We start from the raw sequence: 18,662 nt of genomic DNA, 5'->3' as shown, positions 1-18,662 counted from the left end.
CGGGCACGGCTGTCCCGCCCGCGCGCGCGGCACGCGGTGGCACTCCGGGCTCAGCTCCGTACACCTCGACGGGGCCGGGGCCGCCGCCCCGCTGCTGCGGCCGACGGCTCCGGGAGCCTGGCCCACGGCCGGGTGCTCCGGCTCGGCGGTACGCGCCGCGCGCGCTGGGCGCGTACCGGTGCGGTCCGCCGTTCACGGTTGCGGGTCAGCGCCGGATTCGCACCGGCTTCCCCCGCCCGAGGGCAGTCTTCCGCGTCCACCATAAGGGAGCGCGCCCGCCGCGCCCCTGGCGCCCGGTGGCGGCACCGGGACCCGGATGCCGTAGCCGGGCGGAAGCGATCCGGCGGCTGGACGGAGGCCCGTACCGGCCTGTGCGCACGGGGCCCGAGAGGGTCGCCGGGCCGTGCCGGGTGGCGGGAATCACCTGCTCCGGCCCGTCCGCCGAAGTGACCGGCCGGTAGATTCTTACCGGTGGATACGGCAGGATCGGCACAATCCTGAATTTGGTCCAGATCGAAGCGGACGGCTGCGCTCCGGCCGATACGCAGTGCACGAGCACGCCGTGCAGAAGGAGGCCGGGAGTGACCGCAGAGGCCGTACGGGACGCAGCGTACGGGCCGTCGCCCACGGACGACGGCACCGCTTCCGGACCGGACGACGGCGGCACCCGCCCGGCCGCGCCCACCGGCACGCGTACGGGCGCGGGTCCCGGCACCGGGCCCGGCACCGGCTACGGCTCCGGTGGTGAACGGCCCCTGCGCATCGCGCTGTTGAGCTACAAGGGCAACCCGTTCTGCGGTGGCCAGGGCGTGTACGTCCGCCACCTCTCCCGCGAACTCGTCCGACTCGGCCACCACGTCGAGGTGTTCGGCGCCCAGCCGTACCCGGTCCTCGACGACGGCGTCACCCTCACCGAGCTGCCCAGCCTGGACCTCTACCGGCAGCCCGACCCGTTCCGCACCCCGGGCCGCGGCGAGTACCGCGACTGGATCGACCTCCTGGAGGTCGGCACCATGTGGACGGGCGGCTTCCCCGAACCCCTCACGTTCTCGCTGCGCGCCCGCCGCCATCTAGCCGCGCGGCACGGCGAGTTCGACGTCGTCCACGACAACCAGACGCTGGGCTACGGGCTGTTGGGCCTGCCCTCCCGTACGGGCGCCCCGCTGGTCACCACCATCCACCATCCCGTCACCGTGGACCGGCGGTTGGAGCTGGACGCGGCCGGGAGCCGCCGCGGGCGCGCGTCCGTACGCCGCTGGTACGGCTTCACGCGCATGCAGAAGCGGGTGGCCCGGCGACTGCCGTCGGTGCTGACCGTCTCCGGGTCCTCGCAGCGGGAGATCAGCGCGCAGCTCGGGGTGCCCGCCGACCGGATCAGCGTCGTCCATGTCGGCGCCGACACACGGCTGTTCGCGCCCGACCCGGCCGTCCCCGAGGTGCCCGGCCGGATCGTCACCACCTCCAGCGCCGACGTACCGCTCAAGGGCCTCGTCCACCTGGTGGAGGCGCTCGCGAAGGTCCGTACGGAACGCCCCGACGCCCACCTCGTCGTCGTCGGGAAGCGGCCCGCGGAGGGCCCCGTCGCCACCGCGCTGGAACGCTACGGGCTGGGCGACGCCGTCGAGTTCGTCAAGGGCGTCAGCGACGCCGAACTGGCCGACCTGGTGCGCGGCGCGCAGGTGGCGTGCGTGCCGTCGCTGTACGAGGGCTTCTCGCTGCCCGCCGCCGAGGCCATGGCCACCGGCACCCCGCTCGTGGCCACCACCGGCGGCGCGATCCCCGAGGTGGCGGGCCCGGACGGCGAGACGTGCCTCGCCGTGCCGCCCGGCGAGGCGGGCCCGCTGGCCGCCGCGCTCGAACGGCTCCTCGCGGACCCGGAGTTGCGCGCCCGGCTCGGCGCGGCCGGGCGGGAACGCGTGCTGGGCCGCTTCACCTGGGAGCACGCGGCGCGCGGCACGGTCGAGCGGTACCGCGCGGCGATCGCCGCCGCGCGCGGCACCCACGCGCCCGCCGTGGCCGCCGGGGGAGCGGGCACCGGAGCGGGCGCCCGCACGGCCCTCCGCGACGACCCGTCCACCGCGGGCGGCTGACGCCGCGTCACCCCCGGCCCGTACCGACCCCGCCCGCAGCGGCCCATCCGCCACCGCCACCCGCCACACCGCACCGCCCCCGCCCGAAAGGCAGACCACGTGCTGACCGTCGACTTCTCCCGCTTCCCGCTCGCGCCCGGCGACCGCGTACTCGACCTGGGATGCGGCGCCGGGCGGCACGCCTTCGAGTGCTACCGGCGCGGCGCCCGCGTCGTCGCGCTCGACCGGAACGCCGAGGAGATCCGCGAGGTCGCCACCTGGTTCGCGGCCATGAAGGAGGCGGGCGAGGCCCCGGCGGGCGCCACCGCCACGGCGATGGAGGGCGACGCGCTCGCGCTGCCGTTCCCCGACGACAGCTTCGACGTCGTCATCATCTCCGAGGTCATGGAGCACATACCGGACGACAAGGGCGTGCTCGCCGAGATGGTACGGGTGCTGCGCCCCGGCGGCCGGATCGCCGTGACCGTCCCCCGCTACGGCCCGGAGAAGGTCTGCTGGGCGCTCAGCGACGCGTACCACGAGGTCGAGGGCGGGCACATCCGCATCTACCGCGGCGACGAACTCCTCGGCAGGATGCGGGAGGCGGGCCTCCGCCCGTACGGCACGCACCACGCGCACGGGCTGCACGCGCCGTACTGGTGGCTGAAGTGCGCCTTCGGCGTGCACAAGGACGGCGACGAGGCGGCGCTGCCGGTGCGCGCGTACCACAAGCTGCTCGTCTGGGACATCATGAAGAAGCCGCTCGCCACCCGCGTCGCGGAACGGGCCCTGGACCCGCTCATCGGCAAGAGCTTCGTGGCGTACGCGACCAAGCCGCACGCGCCGGACGTGCCCGACGTCGAGGCCGCCCCGGACCCCGCGGCCGCCGCCGCGCCGCTGGGGCGCGCGTGACGAGCCCCGGGCGCACCGAACGGCTCGTACTCCCCGGGGTGTTGACCGCCGCGCAGGCCGCCGAGACGGTGGCGGCCATCGCGGGCGTGCAGCGTGCGGACGGGGCCATCCCGTGGTTCCGCGGCCACCACCTCGACCCCTGGGACCACGTCGAGGCGGCCATGGCGCTGGACGCCGCGGGCGAACACGCCCGCGCCGAGGCCGCGTACCGCTGGCTCGCGGAACACCAACTGCCGGACGGCGGCTGGTACGCCGCGTACGCCGACGGGGACGCCGACCGGCCGACCGACCGGGCCCGCGAGAGCAACTTCTGCGCGTACGTGGCCGTCGGCGTCTGGCACCACCATCTCTCCACCGGCGACGACGCGTTCACGGAACGGATGTGGCCCGTCGTCGCGCGCGCCGTCACGCACGTGCTCGAACTCCAGCAGCCCGGCGGGCAGATCGGCTGGAAGCGCGAGGCGGACGGCACGCCCGTACGGGACGCGCTGCTCACCGGCTCCTCCTCCGTCTACCAGGCGCTGCGCTGCGCCCTCGCCCTCGCCGAGCACCGCGGGGAGCCGCAGCCCGACTGGGAGTTGGCGGCGGGCTGGCTGGGGCACGCCGTACGGCGGCACCCCGAGCGTTTCCTGGACAAGAACCGCTACTCGATGGACTGGTACTACCCGATTCTCGGCGGCGCCCTGCGCGGCGCGGCCGCCGAGGAGCGCATCGCGGCGGGCTGGGACCGCTTCGTCGTGCCCGGCCTCGGCGTCCGCTGCGTCGACCCCAACCCCTGGGTGACGGGCGGCGAGAGCGCCGAACTGGCCCTGGCGCTCTGGGCGTTGGGGGACAACGACCGGGCCGTCGACATCCTCCGGTCGATCCAGCACCTCCGCGCGGACGGCGGCCTCTACTGGACCGGTTACGTCTTCGAGGACGACGCCGTCTGGCCGCGCGAACTGACGTCCTGGACGGCGGGTTCGCTGCTGCTGGCGGTCGCGGCGCTGGGCGGCGACAAGCCGACGGCCGCGGTCTTCGACGGCGGGACGCTGCCCTCCGGTCTCGAACCCCGCTGCTGCTGACGGGAGTCGGCGTACCCGGGCCGTGGGCGGGTCCTGCGTGGGCCGCACGCGGAGCCCCGGACAACCGTCGGGCCGCGACGCGCGGTGCGTCGCGGCCCGACGATCATGGGGCGCGTGGCGGGGCGGCCGAGAGCCGCCCCGGGGTCGTCATCTGCGGCTCAGCTGGGCGGCCACCAGGTGGCCGAGCACGAGGTAGGTGACCGCGGCGATGCCGTAGTTCACCACCACGCGCACCCAGTCGCGCGAGATGTCGAAGAGGTCGTACGACCAGGCGGCGAGGGTGCGGGCCCCGTCGTGGACGACGCTGACCAGATCGTTGTCGGGGTTCGCGTCCAGTAGGTAGAGGAGCACCCACAGGGCGATGATGCCCGCGGCCACATCGGCGACCAGGCGTATCGCGACGGCGATCTGGTTGGCTGAGGAACGTCTCGCTGCGACAGACATAACGATCGGATAACCGGTATCCGGGAACGCAAACCAACTCTCCCGCATCGCAGGCGTATTGGCTGCTCAGAGGCCGTACGCCACCCCGTACGCGAACGGCGGCGGCCCCTCCCGAGGGGGAGGGACCGCCGCCGTGCCACGTCTCCGTCCGTCAAGCGCCCGGCGGGCGCCGACGGGGACCCGCCGTCCGTCAGCCGCGCTGGATGCCGGAGCTGTCCTGGAGGACGCCGCGCCGCCCGTCCTGCGTCTGCGCGACGAGGGCCTGGCCACGCTGCTCGACCGCCAGGTACCAGGTGCCGGGGGCCAGTTCGGCCACCGGGTTGGGCGAGCCGTCCTCGGCGAAGAGCGGACGCGCCACCGGCACCGCGAACCAGAACGGCTGGAAGTCGCCGCCGCCACCCGGCGCCGACTGCGCCTGCTGCGGCTGCGCGGGCTGCTGCTGCGCACCCGGCTGCGGCTGACCCGGACCGGGCTGACCCGGCTGCGGCTGGCCCGGACCCGGCTGGCCCGGCTGACCGCCGTACGGCATCGGGGCGCCCGGCTGGCCGCCGTACGGCTGGGGCTGACCCGGGTAGCCGTAGCCGCCCTGCGGCTGCTGGCCGCCGAACGGACCCGGCATGCGGGGACCGGCGGCACCGGCGAGGGGCGCCTTGAGCGCGGGCAGCATCTCGTTCAGGACCGCGACGGCCGCGAGCGCGAGACCCGCGAGCACCGAGATCAGCAGACCCGCGCCGAACTCCAGGTCCGGGCCACCGCTGGGGCTTTCGGGCTTGGTGAACAGCATGGTGAACGCGTTCCAGCCGGTGGCCAGCGCGAGACCCAGGCCCAGCTGCGGCAGGGTGAGGCCCACGACCCGGCGGCCCTCCGGCAGGAACCGCCCGATCACCGTCAGGGCGGCGGCGACGATACCGAGGATCGTCACCGAGGTCAGGGCCACTCCGACCTCGTCCATGTCCCACAGGGAGGGGAAGTCCGGCTTCTGGTCGTCCGGCACACCGTCGGGGATGTCAGCGGTGAAGTAGTCGAGGAACGAGCCGACGAGGAGCAGGACGGCTGCTCCGATCATCGCTGCGTCGCCTCGGGTGAGTGCGCGGATGTTCAACGTGGGTCCTTAGTCGGTCTTGATGGTCCGTTTTTCCGTCTGCCGGGGTAGAACCCCATCGTACGGGCGACACTATGGCCTGATGTGGCGGGCCGCCCGCTTCGTTTCCGTTCTGTGCCTGTCCCCGCGCCCGTGTGCACGGGCGTGCTCCGGCGCCCCGTGGGCGCGGTGCCGTGGGGCTCGCGCCGGTGGTTTCCGGAGTCGTTCCGGCCGTTTCCGGCCAGGCGCGCACGGGCGGGTGCGGACTGGTGCCCGGACGAACCGGGGACCGTTCCTCCTCCGTACCGCCGCCGGTCAGCGCTTCCCGGTGAGGAAGTCCGCGATGCCGCGCGCGATCCCGTCGGCCGCCCGCCCGCGCCACTTGGCGTCGGTGAACAGCCCGGCGTCGCCCGCGTCCCGCATGTTCCCGCACTCCAGGAAGACCTTCGGCACCTTGCTGAGGTTGAGTCCGCCGAGGTCGTCCCGCGTCACGTAACCCTCCTCGGCGGAGATGTAGTTGGACCTGCGGGCCCCCTCCACCTCGTCGAACGCCGCCGCCAGCGAGATCCCCAGCCGACGCGACGGCGCGCTGATCGCCGACGTGTCCGCGCCGCCCGCCCGTACGGACGCGGGAACGATCACGTGGAAGCCGTGCCCGCCCTGCGCGGCGCCGTCCGCGTGCAGGGAGACGACGGCGTCCGCCTTCGCCTCGTTCCCGATCTCCGCCCGTTCGTCGACGCACGGGCCCCAGGGGCGGTCGCCGTCCTGCGTGAGCCGTACGGTGGCGCCGCGCGCCCGCAGCTCCGTACGGACGCGGCGGGCGAGGTCGAGCGTGAACTCGGCCTCCGCGTAACCGGAGTTGGTCTCGGTGCCGGTGGTGTCGCACTCCTTCTTGTTGGTGCCGATGTCCACCTGGCGGTTGATCTCCGTCGGGTGCTTCCGGTTGGTCGGGTTGTGCCCGGGGTCGAGTACGACGGTCCTGCCCGCGAGCGGCTCGCGCGCCCCGCCGTCGGCGTCGTCCCCGTCGCCCGTGCCCTCCCCGCCGGGCCTGCCCTGCTCGTCACCGTCCCGGCCCGCGGTGCCCGAGGCGGACGGGCCCGGCTTGACCGGCGGCGAGCCCGAGCCCTCGTCCTCGGTGTCCCCGCGCATCGACTGCCAGACGAGCCAGCCCGCGAAGCACAGCGGCACCAGCGAGGCGAGCACGATCACCAGGGTCCCGCCACGGCGGGACGGGGTTCGGTAGGACACGGTTCGCGATCGTAGCGCCGCGGCTCAGGCGGCGGGGCGGTTGTGCCGCAGAACGCGGAGCGAGCGGGTGGCCGAGACCTCGGTGAAGGCGCCGGACTCCAGCGCGCGCCGGTAGATCCGGTACGGGGCCTGCCCGCCGTCCGCCGGGTCCGGGAACACGTCGTGGATCACCAGCAGCCCACCGTCCGCCAGATGCGGCACCCAGCCCGCGTAGTCGGCCGAGGCGTGCTCGTCGGTGTGCCCGCCGTCGACGAACACCAGCCCCAACGGCCCGCCCCACACCGCCGCCACCTGTGGCGACCGCCCGACGAGCGCGACGACGTACTCCTCCAGCCCGGCGGCGTGCAGCGTACGGCGGAACGTGGGCAGCGTGTCCATCCGGCCCACCTCCGGGTCGACGAGCGACGCGTCGTGGTACTCCCAGCCCGGCTGCTGCTCCTCGCTCCCGCGATGGTGGTCGACGGTCAGCGCCGTCACCCCGGCGGTACGCGCGGCGTCCGCGAGGAGCACCGTCGAACGCCCGCAGTACGTGCCGACCTCCAGCAGCGGCAGCCCCAGCCGTCCGGCGGCGTCGGCGGCGGCCGCGTACAGGGCCAGGCCCTCGTCCACGGGCATGAACCCCGGCGCCGCCTCGAACGCGGCGAGCACCGGCGGGGCGGGCTGTGACTGAGGCATGCGGCGGTCCGGCTTCCGTTCTCGGCGTGGTGCGGTGCGGTACGTGGTTCCCGTCCGCGGCGTGGCACCGTACGCCGGGACGCCCCCACCCTCGCACGCCGCCCACCGCCGGGGCCGGGCGGGAGTGTGTGGTCGGGGGCGGCGGCTCAGGCGTCGAAGTCGTACTCCAGCACGTACGCCGAGGCGTCCAGCGTCATCTCGTTGAACTCCACCGCCCGCCCCGCGCCGTCGAACGCCGACGGCCTCCGCTCCGGACACCGTGGTTCTACGGCCGCTGTCCGGGATGTGACGGAAGTCTGACGGTGGTGCGGAGGGGATGGCGCGGGGGGCGGGGTGGTGCTCGAATCAGGGGGTGGACAGTACGGATGAGGGTTCCGGCGGGCCGTTCGGCAGGGCCGTCGACGGCGAGGGCGCACCCGTCGGGCGACGGGTGCTGCTCGGCACGCTCGCGCTGGGCGCCGCCGGGCTGGCGGCAGCCCCGTACCTCCAGCGCGGCATGGAGCGCGGCCTCGGCGCCGTCGCGGGCAAGGACCCCACGGGGCTCACCGGGCTGCTGCCGAACGGCGGCGGCTTCCGCTACTACTCGGTCGTCTCCTCCGTCCCGGAGAAGGGCCCGGAGGACTACCGCCTCACCGTCGACGGCCTCGTCGAACGGCCCGCCGACTACTCCCTCGCGGAGTTGCGCGCGCTGCCGCAGACGCGGCTCGTACGGGACGTGCAGTGCGTGACGGGCTGGCGGGTGCCGGGGACGCCGTTCACGGGCGTACGGCTGTCGCGGCTGCTGGACGCGGCGGGGGTGCGGAGCGAGGCGACGGCGGTCCGCTTCACCTGCTTCGACGGCGCGTACAGCGAGAGCCTCACCCTCGAACAGGCCCGCCGCGCCGACGTGTTGGTCGCCCTGGAGCTGCGGGACGAGCCGCTCGGGCACGACCACGGCGGGCCCGCGCGGCTCTACGTCGCGCCGATGTACTTCTACAAGTCCGCGAAGTGGCTCTCCGGGATCACCCTCACCCGCGGCGTACGGCGCGGGTACTGGGAGGAACGCGGCTACGACGTCGACGCCTGGGTCGGCCGCTCGAACGGACGTGACGATGCCCCCACCGTCGCCTGAACCGCACGCGGCGCACGGCGCGCATGTGTCGCACGGCGCCCATGTTCCGTACGACGCTCGCGGCCCGCACGGCGAACTCCCGCGCGACGTACGGCGCTTCACCCCGGGCGAGCGCGCCGTGCACTGGGCCACCGCCGTCCTGATGGGCGTCTGCGTGGCCACCGCGGCCTGCCTCTATCTGCCGCAGTTCGCCCAACTCGTCGGCCGACGCGCCCTGTTGGTGACCGTGCACGAGTGGTCGGGGCTGCTGCTGCCCGTGCCGTTCCTGTGCGGGCTGGCCTCGCGCGCGTTCCGGGCCGACCTCCGGCTCCTCAACCGCTTCGGGCCGCACGACCGGGCCTGGCTGGCCTCCGCGCTGGCGCGGGGGCGCCAACGGGCCCGGGAGGCGGGCAAGTTCAACGCCGGGCAGAAGGTGTGGGCCGCGTGGATCGCGGGCGCCGTACTGGTGATGACGGGCACCGGTCTGCTGATGTGGTCGACGGGTCCGGCGCCGCTGGTGTGGCGTACGGCTGCGACGTTCGTGCACGACTGGCTGGCGCTCGCCGTGGGCGTGGTGCTCGTCGGGCACGTGTGGCTGGCGGCGAACGACCCGGAGTCGCGGCGCGGGATGCGTACGGGGCGGGTCGCCCGCGCGTGGGCCCGCCGCGAACACCCGTTGTGGCGGCCCCCGTCGGAGGACTTCGACCCGGACGCCGAAGAGAACGGCGGACAGAGCGGTGGGCGGGACGGTCAGGACGCGGAGGCGTCCGCGCGACCGCACCATTGAACGATCGTCCAACGCGCCCTACCGTGGCCCCATGGCCACCGTCACCGCAGCCGACGTCCGCGCTGTCGCCTCCGGCTACGACGCCGACCCGGCGCGCTCCCTGTCCCTCCGCTCCATGGCGTACACCGAGCAGAAGTGGCACGACGCCGACCTCACGGCGATCTTCGGCCGCACCTGGCAGTGGGTCTGCCACGTCGAGAAGCTGGCGCGGCCGGGCAGTTACGTGTCCGCGACCGTCGCCGGCATGCCCGTGGCCGTCGTACGCGGCCGGGAGGGCACCCTGCGCGCCTTCTACAACGTGTGCAAGCACCGGGCGCACGAACTGCTCTCCGGTACGGGCACCACGCGCACCATCGTCTGCCCGTACCACGCCTGGGTGTACGACCTCGAGGGCGCGCTGATCGGCGCGCGCAGGACCGACCGGATGGAGACCTTCGACCGGACGCGGATCTGCCTGGACGGCGTCCGGGTCGAGGAGTTCGGCGGCTTCGTCTACGTGAACCTCGACCCCGCCGCCCGCCCGCTGGCCGAGCAGGCCCCGGACCTCGCCGCCGAGATCGCCCGCTGGGCCCCGGACGTGGACCGGCTCACGCACGCGAAGAGGCTGACGTACGACGTGCGGACCAACTGGAAGAAAGTCATCGACAACTTCCTGGAGTGCTACCACTGCCACGTCGCGCACCGGGAGTTCGTCTCCCTCGTCGACATGGCGACGTACGAGGTGCGCACCCACGGCATCTGGTCCAGCCACTTCGCGGAGGCGGGCAAGCGGGAGAACACCGCGTACGACGTGTCCGGCGCCACGGTCAACGAGCACGCCGTGTGGTGGCTCTGGCCCAACACCTGTCTCCTGCGCTATCCGGGACGCGGCAACTTCATGGTCTTCCAGGTGCTCCCGGACGGACCCGAACGCACCCTGGAAACCTGGGACTTCTTCCTGGAGAGCACCGAACTCGACGCGGCGGAGCAGGAGTCGGTGCGCTACATCGACGAGGTGCTCCAGGTGCAGGACATCGCGCTGGTCGAGAGCGTCCAACGGGGCATGGCCACACCGGCGTTCGACCAGGGCCGCATTGTCCAGGGCGAGGCGTCGGGGCTGTCCGAGCACGGCGTGCACCACTTCCACGGCCTCGTCCTCGACGCGTACCGCGCGTGGGCGGAGGGCGGGGAGCGTACGGGCATCGCTTAGGCCGGACATCGCCTAGGCTCCGGCGGATGGGCGAACGTACGGGCGGCGGCACCCCCGGGGACGGCACGGACCGCGGGGACAGCGGGGACGGCACGGGCGGGGACAGCAAGGAGCGGCGGATCCTCGACGCCGTCCTCGTACTCCTCGCCCGGCACGGCATCGCGGGCGTCAGCATGCGCGCCGTGGCGCGCGAGGCGGGTGTGGCGCTCGGGCTGGTCAACTACTACTACGACACCAAGTCCGCCCTCATCGGCGCCGCCCTCCGCCGTATCGAGGCCGAAGACATGGCCATGGTCGCGCCGGACCCGGCCGGGCACCCGGACGACAACCTCCGGACGGCGCTCCGCAGGGTCGCGGACCCGGGCTTCCTCACCACCGAGTACCTGTCGCTGCGGCTCCAGCTGTGGTCCCTCGCCCAGGCGCACCCGGACTTCGAGGAGATCAACACCACCGCCCAGCGCCGCTACCGTACGGCCCTCGCCGCCCTCATCCGCGCCGCCCGCCCCGACCTGCCCCGCGCGGAGGCGGACCGGCGGGCGGCCGACATCGACGTCGTACAGAACGGCGTATGGCTCACGGCGCTGCTCGGCCTCGACCACGCGTCGATCCGGCGGAGCGTGGCGCGCTGCGAGGAGATCGCCTTCGCCGAGGCCGTCCCCCGGCCCGCCCCGGTTCCCCGGTCCTAGGACCGACGGACCGGCGCGGACCGGCGGATATCCCGGTGTGCCGTCGCGGGTGCGGGTGGCAGCATGGCGGCCATGGCCCAGCCCCCTCCCGTCTCCGGCTCCGTGCCCGGCGTCTCCCGCCCCGACCGCCCCGACCGCCCCGACCGCCCCGCGCCCGCCTCCCCTCCCCGCCTCTGGGCCGTCGTGCTGGCGGCGTGCGCCGGGCAGTTCCTCGTCGTGCTGGACGTGTCGGTGGTGAACGTCGCGCTGCCGTCGATGCGTACGGACCTGGGACTGAGCGCGGTGGGACTCCAGTGGGTGCTGAACGCGTACACGCTCACTTTCGCCGGTTTCATGCTGCTCGGCGGCCGGGCGGGCGACCTCTTCGGCCGGAAGCGGATGTTCCTGGTCGGTCTGGGCCTGTTCGTCGCGGCCAGCCTCGGCGGCGGACTCGCGCAGGAGGGCTGGCAGCTGGTCGCCGCCCGCGCGGTGCAGGGCATGGGCGCGGCCGTGCTGGCCCCGGCCACGCTGACCATCCTCACCACCAGCTTCCCGGACGGTCCGGCCCGTACGCGCGCCATAGGCACCTGGACCGCCGTCGGCGCGGGCGGCGGCGCGGCGGGCGGGCTCGTCGGCGGGGTGCTGACGGACGGGCTGTCGTGGCGCTGGGTGCTGCTGATCAACGTGCCGGTCGGCGCCGTCGTCCTCGTCGCCGCCGCGCTGTGGCTGGCGGAGAGCCGTGGCGCCGTGGGCAGGCGGCTCGACGTGCCGGGCGCGCTGCTGGTGACCACGGGGCTCGGGGCGTTGGCGTACGGCATCGTCACCACGGAGTCGTACGGCTGGACGTCGGCGCGCGCCCTCGTCCCGCTCGTGGGCGGCCTGCTGCTGCTCGCGGGCTTCGTCGCGGTGGAGGCCCGGTCGCGGCAGCCGCTGGTGCCGCTGAAGCTGTTCCGGCTGCGGTCGGTGTCGGCCGCGAACGCGGCGATGTTCGCGAACGGCGCCGCACAGTTCTCGATGTGGTACTTCATGTCGCTCTACATGCAGAACGTCCTCGGCTACACACCCATCGAGACCGGCCTCGGCTTCGTACCGCAGTCCCTCAGCATCGTGCTCGGCTCGAAGCTCGCACCCCGTCTCATGCAGCGCGTCGGCGCCCGCCGCCTGGCGATCATCGGCGCGAGCCTGGGCAGCGTCGGCTGCCTGTGGCAGAGCGGCATGCACGCGGGCGGCGGCTACGTGGACACCGTCCTCGGGCCGGGCGTGCTCATGGCGCTCGGCGCCGGGCTCGCCGCCACCCCGCTCGCGTCGGTGGCCACGAGCGGCGCGGCGGCGGGCGACCAGGGGCTCGTCTCCGGGCTGGTCAACACCTCCCGCACCATGGGCGGCGCCCTCGGCCTGGCGGTGCTCTCGACGGTCGCCGCCACGCGCATCGGTGACGACCACGGACCGGCGAGCCAGGCGGAGGGCTACGGCGCGGCCTTCCAGACCAGCACGTGCATCCTGCTGGGCAGCGCGCTGATGATGCTCCTCACGCTGCCGCGCACGGACGCCGACGCCTGAACCGGGCGCCTGAACCCGGCGCCTGAACCGGGCGACGTACGGGCGGGGGTGCCACGGCCGTACGCACGGCGCCCTTTCTAGCCCCGCGCGGGGAAGCGGGTGACGTAGCGGCGCTGCCAGGGGGTCTCGACGGCGCGGCGGGCGTAGTGCGCGCGTACGTACGCGACGGCGTCGCCGTTCGGGACGCCGTCCAGGACGGCGAGGCAGGCCAGCGCGGTGCCGGTACGCCCGATCCCGCCGCCGCACGCGATCTCGACGCGCTCGGTGGCGGCGCGTTCCCACGCCTCGGTCAACGCCGCGTGCGCGGCGGCCCGTTCGGCGGGCAGCCGGAAGTCCGGCCAGCGGACCCAGCGCGACTCCCAGTCGACGGCGGCCGGGGCGCGGCCCAGCAGGTGCAGCGCGAAGTCCGGCGCCGGGCCGGGCGGGGGCGGGCGGCGCAGCCCCCGGCCGCGTACGAGACGGCCCGAGGGCAGGCGCAGTACGCCTGCCCCGGCCGGTTCCCAGTGGGTGGACGGTGACGTGGTCATGCGGTGAGCGTAACGACGGCGGCTGCCGCGCGTACGCGTTCCGCGACCTGTCCGCGACCCGTCCCGCGGTCTCGCGGTCAGCTCTCCGGACGGTCGAGGAGCTGTTGCTCGCTCGGGCGGCGGTGGCGGCCGTGGCCGGGGGAGGCCGAGGGGGACGTGTCCCCCGCCTCCTTCGGCCCGCGGTGCCTGCCGTGTCCCGAGGCGTCTCCGGACGAGGGGCCGTGCGGCCCGGGTGTGTGTTCTGCGGCGTCGGACATACGAGGTGACTCCGTGACGGTGGCTCTGTCGCTGCGTCCCGCGCGTGCGCATGGCCGGTCGGCCGGTCGCCACCCGGCCCGAAGGCGGGTGTGCCGGTCCTCCCCCCGTGCGTCAGTGCGAAGTGACGCTCACTCCGAATTCTAAGAGGGGCGTCGGCCCGGCCCGTGGGCGGGGGCGGGCGGCTGTCGGGCGTCCGGGGCCGGGCCGGTCAGCCGCGGGTGATCGGCGCGTGGCGCAGGTGCACGGGGCGGGGGGTGCCGCCCGGCGGGGTGTCCCAGGCATGCGCTCCGGTGGCGCCCGCCGCGTACTCCGCGCCCGCGTGCGCGCCGGGGCCCACGCCGGGCCACGCGCCCGTGCCGCCGCCCGTGCCCGTACGCGGCGCGGGTGCCGCCGTGTCTCCGGCACCGCCCGCGTCCCCCACCGCCAGGGTGGTCACCAGGCCCAGCGTCACCGTGCTCTCCGGCGGTCCGGGCAGGGACTCCGGGCGCCAGGAGCCGGTCCGCCGCGCCACCACGACCGTACGGAAGCGCCCGGCTCCCGGGGGACGCGCCGCCTGGCCGGTCGCGCTCACCTCCAGCGCGGCACCCGCGCCCGCCGCGCCGCCGCCCGTCGCACCCGCGCCCGTACCCGTACCCGTACCCGTACCCGTACCCGCCACGGTCACCGCCACGGGCCCGCCCCCGGCGCCCGGCCCCGCCGTCAACTCGGCGGCCCCGCCGCCCTCTTCGAGCCCGTCGGCCCGTACGCGCGCCACCCCGCACGTCGCCTGCGCCGTCACGTACGGCAGTCGCAGCTCCCCGTCCGCCGTCCAGGTGCCGGTGCCCGTCAGCCAGCCGTCCGGTGCCGCGATGTGCCGCAGCAGCCGGTTCCCCGGCCGCCACAGCGCGATCCAGGTGCCGTTGGGCCCGTCGGCGCGGAGCGCCACCGCGCAGTTCTCCGGTTCGAGCGGCTGGCCGGGCTGTACGGCGAAGGGGGTCAGCCGTACGCCCGCCGGGCGCAGCGCCAGGGGGAAGCGCATCGGCCGGTGGCTGCCGGAGACGCCCCAGCCGAGCCGGGCCTCGCCGGGCGACGGCGCGTCGGACCGTACGAGCAGCAGGCCGCTGTCCGGGTCCGCCAGCAGCAGCCGGTCGTCGCTCCGTTCGGTGATCTGGAGGAGGGGCGAGGTCTCGCCGCCCCGGCCGAGGTCGACCACGACGGACTTGGTCGTCGTCCGCGAGTCCCGCGCCCGCTCGGCCCGGTCGAGCACCAGCAGCCGCCCGTCCCGGTCCAGCCAGCCGCCGCCGGAACAGCGGCCCTGGACGGACGCGACCTGCTGCGGTCCGTACGGGCCGCCCGCCACCAGCCAGACGGTGCTGGAGTGCGCGCCGGGCACGAGGGCGTACGCGAGGCGCCCGCCCGGCGCGGGCGGCAGCAGCGTGAGCCGGGCCGAGTCGATGACGCCGAGCGGCGTCTCGCCGGTGCCGGGGCCGGTGGGGTAGAGGAGCGCGAGCTGGTGCGCGCGCTCGACCCGGCGCGCGACGAGCACGCGCCCGTCGGCCAGCGGCAGCATCTGTGTCGTGGGGTGCTCGGGGCGGTTGCCGGGGAGCGGCACGGCGTACGGCTCCGGGCTGTCGAGCGTCCAGCGCTCGGGGTACCAGTCGTGCGCCGTCCCGGGCGCCAGCGCGAGCCGCGCGGCGTACGCCCCGTCCGCCGAGAGCACGCACCCCGCGCGCCCCCCGGCCCGGTCGCCGTCGCCCCCCTTGCCCCCGCCGTTGCCACCGTCGCCGTCACCGCGGTCGACTGCGGTCATCTCGTTTGCACAGACAGTCATGACGCGATCACCTCCAGCGACGACGCTAGGGGTCGTACTTCCGCCCGAACAACGTGAGTTGAGGGCCTTCACACGTACGGATGGCGCGGTAACGGTTCGCCTGCACCGGAGGGTGTCCCTGTGCTGTCCGCGCGCCGTCCGTACGCCCGCCGGGCGCGCGCCCCGTTCCGTACGGTCAACCCGCTGGTGGGCGCGGTGCGGTGAGCCGCGGCGCGGTGGACGTACGAGCGCGCGCGGGCGCGTCCGCCCCCACCGCGCCCCCACCGCGCCCCCACCGCGCTCCCGCCGGGACCCGTACCGTCCGCTCCCGCCCGACGCCTCGACGTGCGGCCGCGGTCGGCAGGTAGCCTTTCACCCGTGCCCGCACTCTCCGAAGTCATCAGCGCGCTGGAAGACCTCTGGCCCCCCGGACGCGCCGAGCAGTGGGACGCCGTCGGTACGGTCTGCGGTGACCCGGACGCGGAGGTCACCACCGTCCTCTTCGCCGTCGACCCGGTGCGGCGCGTCGCGGACGAGGCGGTCGCCCTCGGCGCCCAGCTCCTCGTCACGCACCACCCGCTCTACCTGCGCGGCACGACGACCGTGTCCGCCGGGACCTTCAAGGGCCGCGTCGTGCACACCCTGATCAGGAACGGCGTCGCCCTGCACGTCGCCCACACCAACGCCGACCGCGCCGACCCCGGCGTCTCTGACGCCCTCGCGGGCGCGCTCGGCCTCCGCGTGCTGGGCCCGCTCGTGCCCGACCCGGACGACCCGGCGGGCCGCCGCGGCCTCGGCCGGATCGGCGAACTCGACCGGCCCGTACCGCTCGCGGAGTTCGCGCGTACGGTCGCCGCCGCGCTGCCCGCCACCGCGCAGGGTGTCCGTACGGCCGGGGACCCGGACGGGACGGTCCGTCGCGTCGCGGTCTGCGGAGGGTCCGGCGACGGTCTCTTCGCGGAGGTGCGGGCCGCCGACGTCGACGCGTACGTCACCGCCGACCTGCGGCACCACCCCGCCTCCGAGGCACGCGAACACTCCCCGCTGGCGCTCGTCGACGCCGCCCACTTCGCCACCGAGTGGCCGTGGTGCGAGCAGGCGGCGGCGCAGCTGGACGCGCTCTCCGACCGGAACGGATGGGGCCTGCGCACGCACGTCTCCCGTACGGTCACCGATCCCTGGACCGCCCACGCGGCGCCGTCCGCCACAGCCGAACCGCACACCACTGGAGCCCCCAACTGAACGCCGCGCCCGCCGACCAGATCCGCCTCCTCGAAGTACAGGATCTCGACACGCGTCTCTCGCAGCTCGCGCACAAGCGCCGCAGCCTGCCCGAGCACGAGGAGATCCAGACGCTGGAGGCCGACCTCGGCCAGCTGCGGGACCTGCTGGTCGCCGCGCAGACCGAGGAGAGCGACACCGCCCGCGAGCAGACCAAGGCCGAGCAGGACGTGGACCAGGTGCGCCAGCGCGCCGTACGCGACCAGCAGCGGCTGGACTCCGGCGCGGTCACCAACCCCAAGGACCTGGCGAGCCTCCAGAGCGAGATCACCTCGCTCGCCAAGCGCCAGGGCGACCTGGAGGACGTCGTCCTGGAGGTCATGGAGCGCCGCGAGTCCGCGCAGGAGCGCGCCGCCGAACTGACCGAGCGCGTCGGCTCGGTGGGCCAGCGCGTCACCGAGGCCGAGGGCCGCCGCGACCTCGCGCTGGAGGCCATCGACCACGAGGCGCGCGTGGCGGGCAAGGAGCGCGACGTCGTGGCGGGCGCGCTCCCCGACGACCTGCTGAAGCTGTACGAGAAGATCCGCGGGCAGCAGGGCGGCGTCGGCGCGGCCAAGCTGTTCCAGCGGCGCTGCGAGGGCTGCCGCCTGGAGCTGAACATCACCGAGCTGAACGACGTGCGGAGCGCCGCCGCCGACACCGTGGTGCGGTGCGAGAACTGCCGCCGCATCCTGGTCCGTACGCCCGAGTCCGGCCTCTGATGGCCGGGGCGGAGCGCCGCCGCTTCGTCGTCGAGGCGGACGGCGGCTCGCGCGGCAACCCGGGCCCGGCGGGCTACGGCGCCGTGGTGCTGGACGCCGCCACGGGAGAAACGCTCGCGGAGGCCGCCGAGTTCATCGGGCGGGCCACGAACAACGTCGCGGAGTACCGCGGCCTGGTGGCCGGACTGCGGGCGGCGTACGCGCTGGACCCGGGGGCGGCCGTACGGGTGCGGATGGACTCGAAGCTCGTCGTCGAGCAGATGTCGGGCCGCTGGAAGATCAAGCACCCGGACATGCGGCCGCTGGCGGCGGAGGCGGGCGCCGTCTACCCGCGCGACGCGGTCGCCTACGAGTGGATCCCGCGCGAGAAGAACAAGCACGCGGACCGGCTGGCCAACGAGGCCATGGACGCGGGCAAGCGCGGCGAGCAGTGGACGCCGAGCCGGTCCACGGCCGAACTGGACACGCGTGCCGGGGGAGCCGCACCGGCGTCCGCCGCCGACGTGCACGTGGCCGACGCACCCGTCGACGTACCGGCCAAGTCGGCCGCGCCGCCCGCCGGTTGGGGCCCCGACCTCGGCCCGCCCACCACCTTCGTGCTGCTCCGGCACGGCGAGACCGCGCTCACGCCCGAGAAGCGCTTCTCGGGCAGCGGCGGCGCCGACCCCGAGCTGTCCGCCACCGGCCGCCGCCAGGCCGAGGCCGCCGCCGCGGCGCTCGCCGCGCGCGGCACCGTGCAGGCCGTCGTCAGCTCGCCGCTGCGCCGCTGCCGCGAGACGGCGGACGCCGTGGCGGCACGCCTCGGCCTGGACGTGCGTACGGACGAGGGGCTGCGGGAGACGGACTTCGGCGCCTGGGAGGGGCTGACGTTCGCGGAGGTACGGGAGCGGTACGCGGACGACCTCGCGGCCTGGCTGTCCTCGCCGGAGGCCGAACCGACCGGCGGCGGTGAGAGCTTCACGGCCGTCGCGCGCCGCGTCGCGCTGTCACGGGACAAGCTGCTCGCCCGCTACCCGAGCCGTACGGTGCTGCTCGTCACGCACGTGACGCCGGTCAAGACGCTCGTCCGGCTGGCGCTGGACGCCCCGCCGGAGTCGCTGTTCCGCATGGAGCTGTCCGCCGCGTCGTTCTCCGCGGTCGCCTACTACGCGGACGGGAACGCCTCCCTCCGCCTGCTCAACGACACGGGCCACCTGCGCTGAGCGCGGGCGGCCCGTGGCGGAGTCGTGGCGGCCGCCGGAGCGGCGGTGTTCGGAGGGACGGCCGCCGCGGCACGGCGGCCGGTGAGCTGCCGGGCCCGGGTCGGGAGGTGCGCGGCCCGG

At 75.0% G+C, this 18,662-nt stretch carries 16 protein-coding genes, 2 pseudogenes and 1 riboswitch; of the genes and pseudogenes, 11 read left to right on the top strand and 7 right to left on the bottom strand.

Annotated elements, in window-relative coordinates; genetic code table 11:
* Nucleotides 1–182: 182 nt before the first annotated feature.
* Nucleotides 183–232: riboswitch (cobalamin riboswitch) on the bottom strand.
* A gap of 523 nt (nucleotides 233–755) precedes the next feature.
* The 3 genes from D7M15_RS06465 (at nucleotide 756) to D7M15_RS06455 (ending at nucleotide 4,045) form a co-directional block, all read left to right on the top strand.
* Complete coding sequence (locus D7M15_RS06465) at nucleotides 756–2,090, top strand: glycosyltransferase family 4 protein (RefSeq protein WP_121520327.1); 1,335 nt, start codon at nucleotides 756–758, stop codon at nucleotides 2,088–2,090.
* Between the two features lie 99 nt (nucleotides 2,091–2,189).
* Complete coding sequence (locus tag D7M15_RS06460) at nucleotides 2,190–2,981, top strand: class I SAM-dependent methyltransferase (RefSeq protein ID WP_121516611.1); 792 nt, start codon at nucleotides 2,190–2,192, stop codon at nucleotides 2,979–2,981.
* Entirely contained in the window at nucleotides 2,978–4,045 is a 1,068-nt protein-coding gene (locus tag D7M15_RS06455) for a prenyltransferase/squalene oxidase repeat-containing protein (RefSeq protein ID WP_121516610.1), read from the top strand. The genes D7M15_RS06460 and D7M15_RS06455 overlap by 4 nt, the downstream gene beginning before the upstream one ends.
* Before the next feature lie 147 nt (nucleotides 4,046–4,192).
* Here D7M15_RS06455 and D7M15_RS06450 read toward each other — a convergent pair whose 3' ends face one another.
* The 5 genes and pseudogenes from D7M15_RS06450 to D7M15_RS29505 form a co-directional block, all read right to left on the bottom strand.
* Nucleotides 4,193–4,489 carry a hypothetical protein gene (locus D7M15_RS06450; protein WP_121520325.1) on the bottom strand — a complete coding sequence of 99 codons (297 nt, stop codon included), beginning with the start codon at nucleotides 4,487–4,489 and terminating at the stop codon, nucleotides 4,193–4,195.
* 190 nt (nucleotides 4,490–4,679) lie between these two features.
* Nucleotides 4,680–5,591: a hypothetical protein gene (locus D7M15_RS06445; RefSeq protein ID WP_121516609.1), complete on the bottom strand. Its 912-nt coding sequence runs from the start codon at nucleotides 5,589–5,591 to the stop codon at nucleotides 4,680–4,682.
* A 294-nt stretch (nucleotides 5,592–5,885) separates the two neighbouring features.
* Nucleotides 5,886–6,776, bottom strand: a complete 891-nt coding sequence (locus D7M15_RS06440) for an N-acetylmuramoyl-L-alanine amidase (protein ID WP_121520323.1) — start codon at nucleotides 6,774–6,776, stop codon at nucleotides 5,886–5,888.
* 66 nt (nucleotides 6,777–6,842) lie between these two features.
* Nucleotides 6,843–7,493, bottom strand: coding sequence for a class I SAM-dependent methyltransferase (locus D7M15_RS06435; RefSeq protein WP_121516608.1), 651 nt, complete (start codon nucleotides 7,491–7,493; stop codon nucleotides 6,843–6,845).
* A 146-nt stretch (nucleotides 7,494–7,639) separates the two neighbouring features.
* Nucleotides 7,640–7,732: pseudogene (locus D7M15_RS29505) on the bottom strand (GntR family transcriptional regulator); the annotation flags it as partial.
* A gap of 113 nt (nucleotides 7,733–7,845) precedes the next feature.
* On the opposite strand from D7M15_RS29505, the gene D7M15_RS06425 reads away from it, so the two are divergent.
* From D7M15_RS06425 to D7M15_RS06405, 5 genes are all read left to right on the top strand, one after another.
* Nucleotides 7,846–8,604 (top strand): molybdopterin-dependent oxidoreductase, encoded by a 759-nt coding sequence (locus tag D7M15_RS06425; RefSeq protein WP_240649157.1) that lies wholly within the window; start codon nucleotides 7,846–7,848, stop codon nucleotides 8,602–8,604.
* The gene (locus D7M15_RS06420; RefSeq protein ID WP_121516606.1) at nucleotides 8,585–9,370 is read left to right on the top strand and encodes a cytochrome b/b6 domain-containing protein; all 786 of its coding nucleotides are present in this window, start codon (nucleotides 8,585–8,587) and stop codon (nucleotides 9,368–9,370) included. The genes D7M15_RS06425 and D7M15_RS06420 overlap by 20 nt, the downstream gene beginning before the upstream one ends.
* A gap of 31 nt (nucleotides 9,371–9,401) precedes the next feature.
* Entirely contained in the window at nucleotides 9,402–10,559 is a 1,158-nt protein-coding gene (locus D7M15_RS06415; RefSeq protein ID WP_121516605.1) for a ring-hydroxylating oxygenase subunit alpha, read from the top strand.
* A 26-nt stretch (nucleotides 10,560–10,585) separates the two neighbouring features.
* On the top strand, nucleotides 10,586–11,245 hold the full coding sequence (locus D7M15_RS06410) for a TetR/AcrR family transcriptional regulator (RefSeq protein ID WP_121516604.1): 660 nt from the start codon (nucleotides 10,586–10,588) through the stop codon (nucleotides 11,243–11,245).
* Nucleotides 11,246–11,317: 72 nt separating this feature from the next.
* Nucleotides 11,318–12,784, top strand: coding sequence for an MFS transporter (locus D7M15_RS06405; protein ID WP_121520321.1), 1,467 nt, complete (start codon nucleotides 11,318–11,320; stop codon nucleotides 12,782–12,784).
* A gap of 77 nt (nucleotides 12,785–12,861) precedes the next feature.
* Here D7M15_RS06405 and D7M15_RS06400 read toward each other — a convergent pair whose 3' ends face one another.
* Entirely contained in the window at nucleotides 12,862–13,311 is a 450-nt protein-coding gene (locus tag D7M15_RS06400) for a protein-tyrosine phosphatase family protein (protein WP_121516603.1), read from the bottom strand.
* A 1,000-nt stretch (nucleotides 13,312–14,311) separates the two neighbouring features.
* A pseudogene (locus D7M15_RS06390) lies at nucleotides 14,312–15,379 on the bottom strand (hypothetical protein); the annotation flags it as partial.
* 357 nt (nucleotides 15,380–15,736) lie between these two features.
* On the opposite strand from D7M15_RS06390, the gene D7M15_RS06385 reads away from it, so the two are divergent.
* From D7M15_RS06385 to D7M15_RS06375, 3 genes are read left to right on the top strand one after another with little or no spacing between them, the layout of a single operon-like run.
* Nucleotides 15,737–16,600 (top strand): Nif3-like dinuclear metal center hexameric protein, encoded by an 864-nt coding sequence (locus D7M15_RS06385; protein WP_121516600.1) that lies wholly within the window; start codon nucleotides 15,737–15,739, stop codon nucleotides 16,598–16,600.
* A complete protein-coding gene (locus D7M15_RS06380) occupies nucleotides 16,597–17,340 on the top strand; it encodes a C4-type zinc ribbon domain-containing protein (protein WP_206337457.1) in 744 nt (247 codons plus the stop codon). The genes D7M15_RS06385 and D7M15_RS06380 overlap by 4 nt, the downstream gene beginning before the upstream one ends.
* The gene (locus D7M15_RS06375; protein WP_121516598.1) at nucleotides 17,340–18,542 is read left to right on the top strand and encodes a bifunctional RNase H/acid phosphatase; all 1,203 of its coding nucleotides are present in this window, start codon (nucleotides 17,340–17,342) and stop codon (nucleotides 18,540–18,542) included. The genes D7M15_RS06380 and D7M15_RS06375 overlap by 1 nt, the downstream gene beginning before the upstream one ends.
* Nucleotides 18,543–18,662 lie beyond the last annotated feature (120 nt).

Source organism: Streptomyces sp. Z26, from assembly GCF_003665095.1.
GTDB classification, from domain to species: Bacteria; Actinomycetota; Actinomycetes; order Streptomycetales; family Streptomycetaceae; genus Streptomyces; species Streptomyces phytohabitans.
Note: the sequence above shows the minus strand (reverse complement) of the source record. Positions and strands in the feature narration are given on the sequence as shown.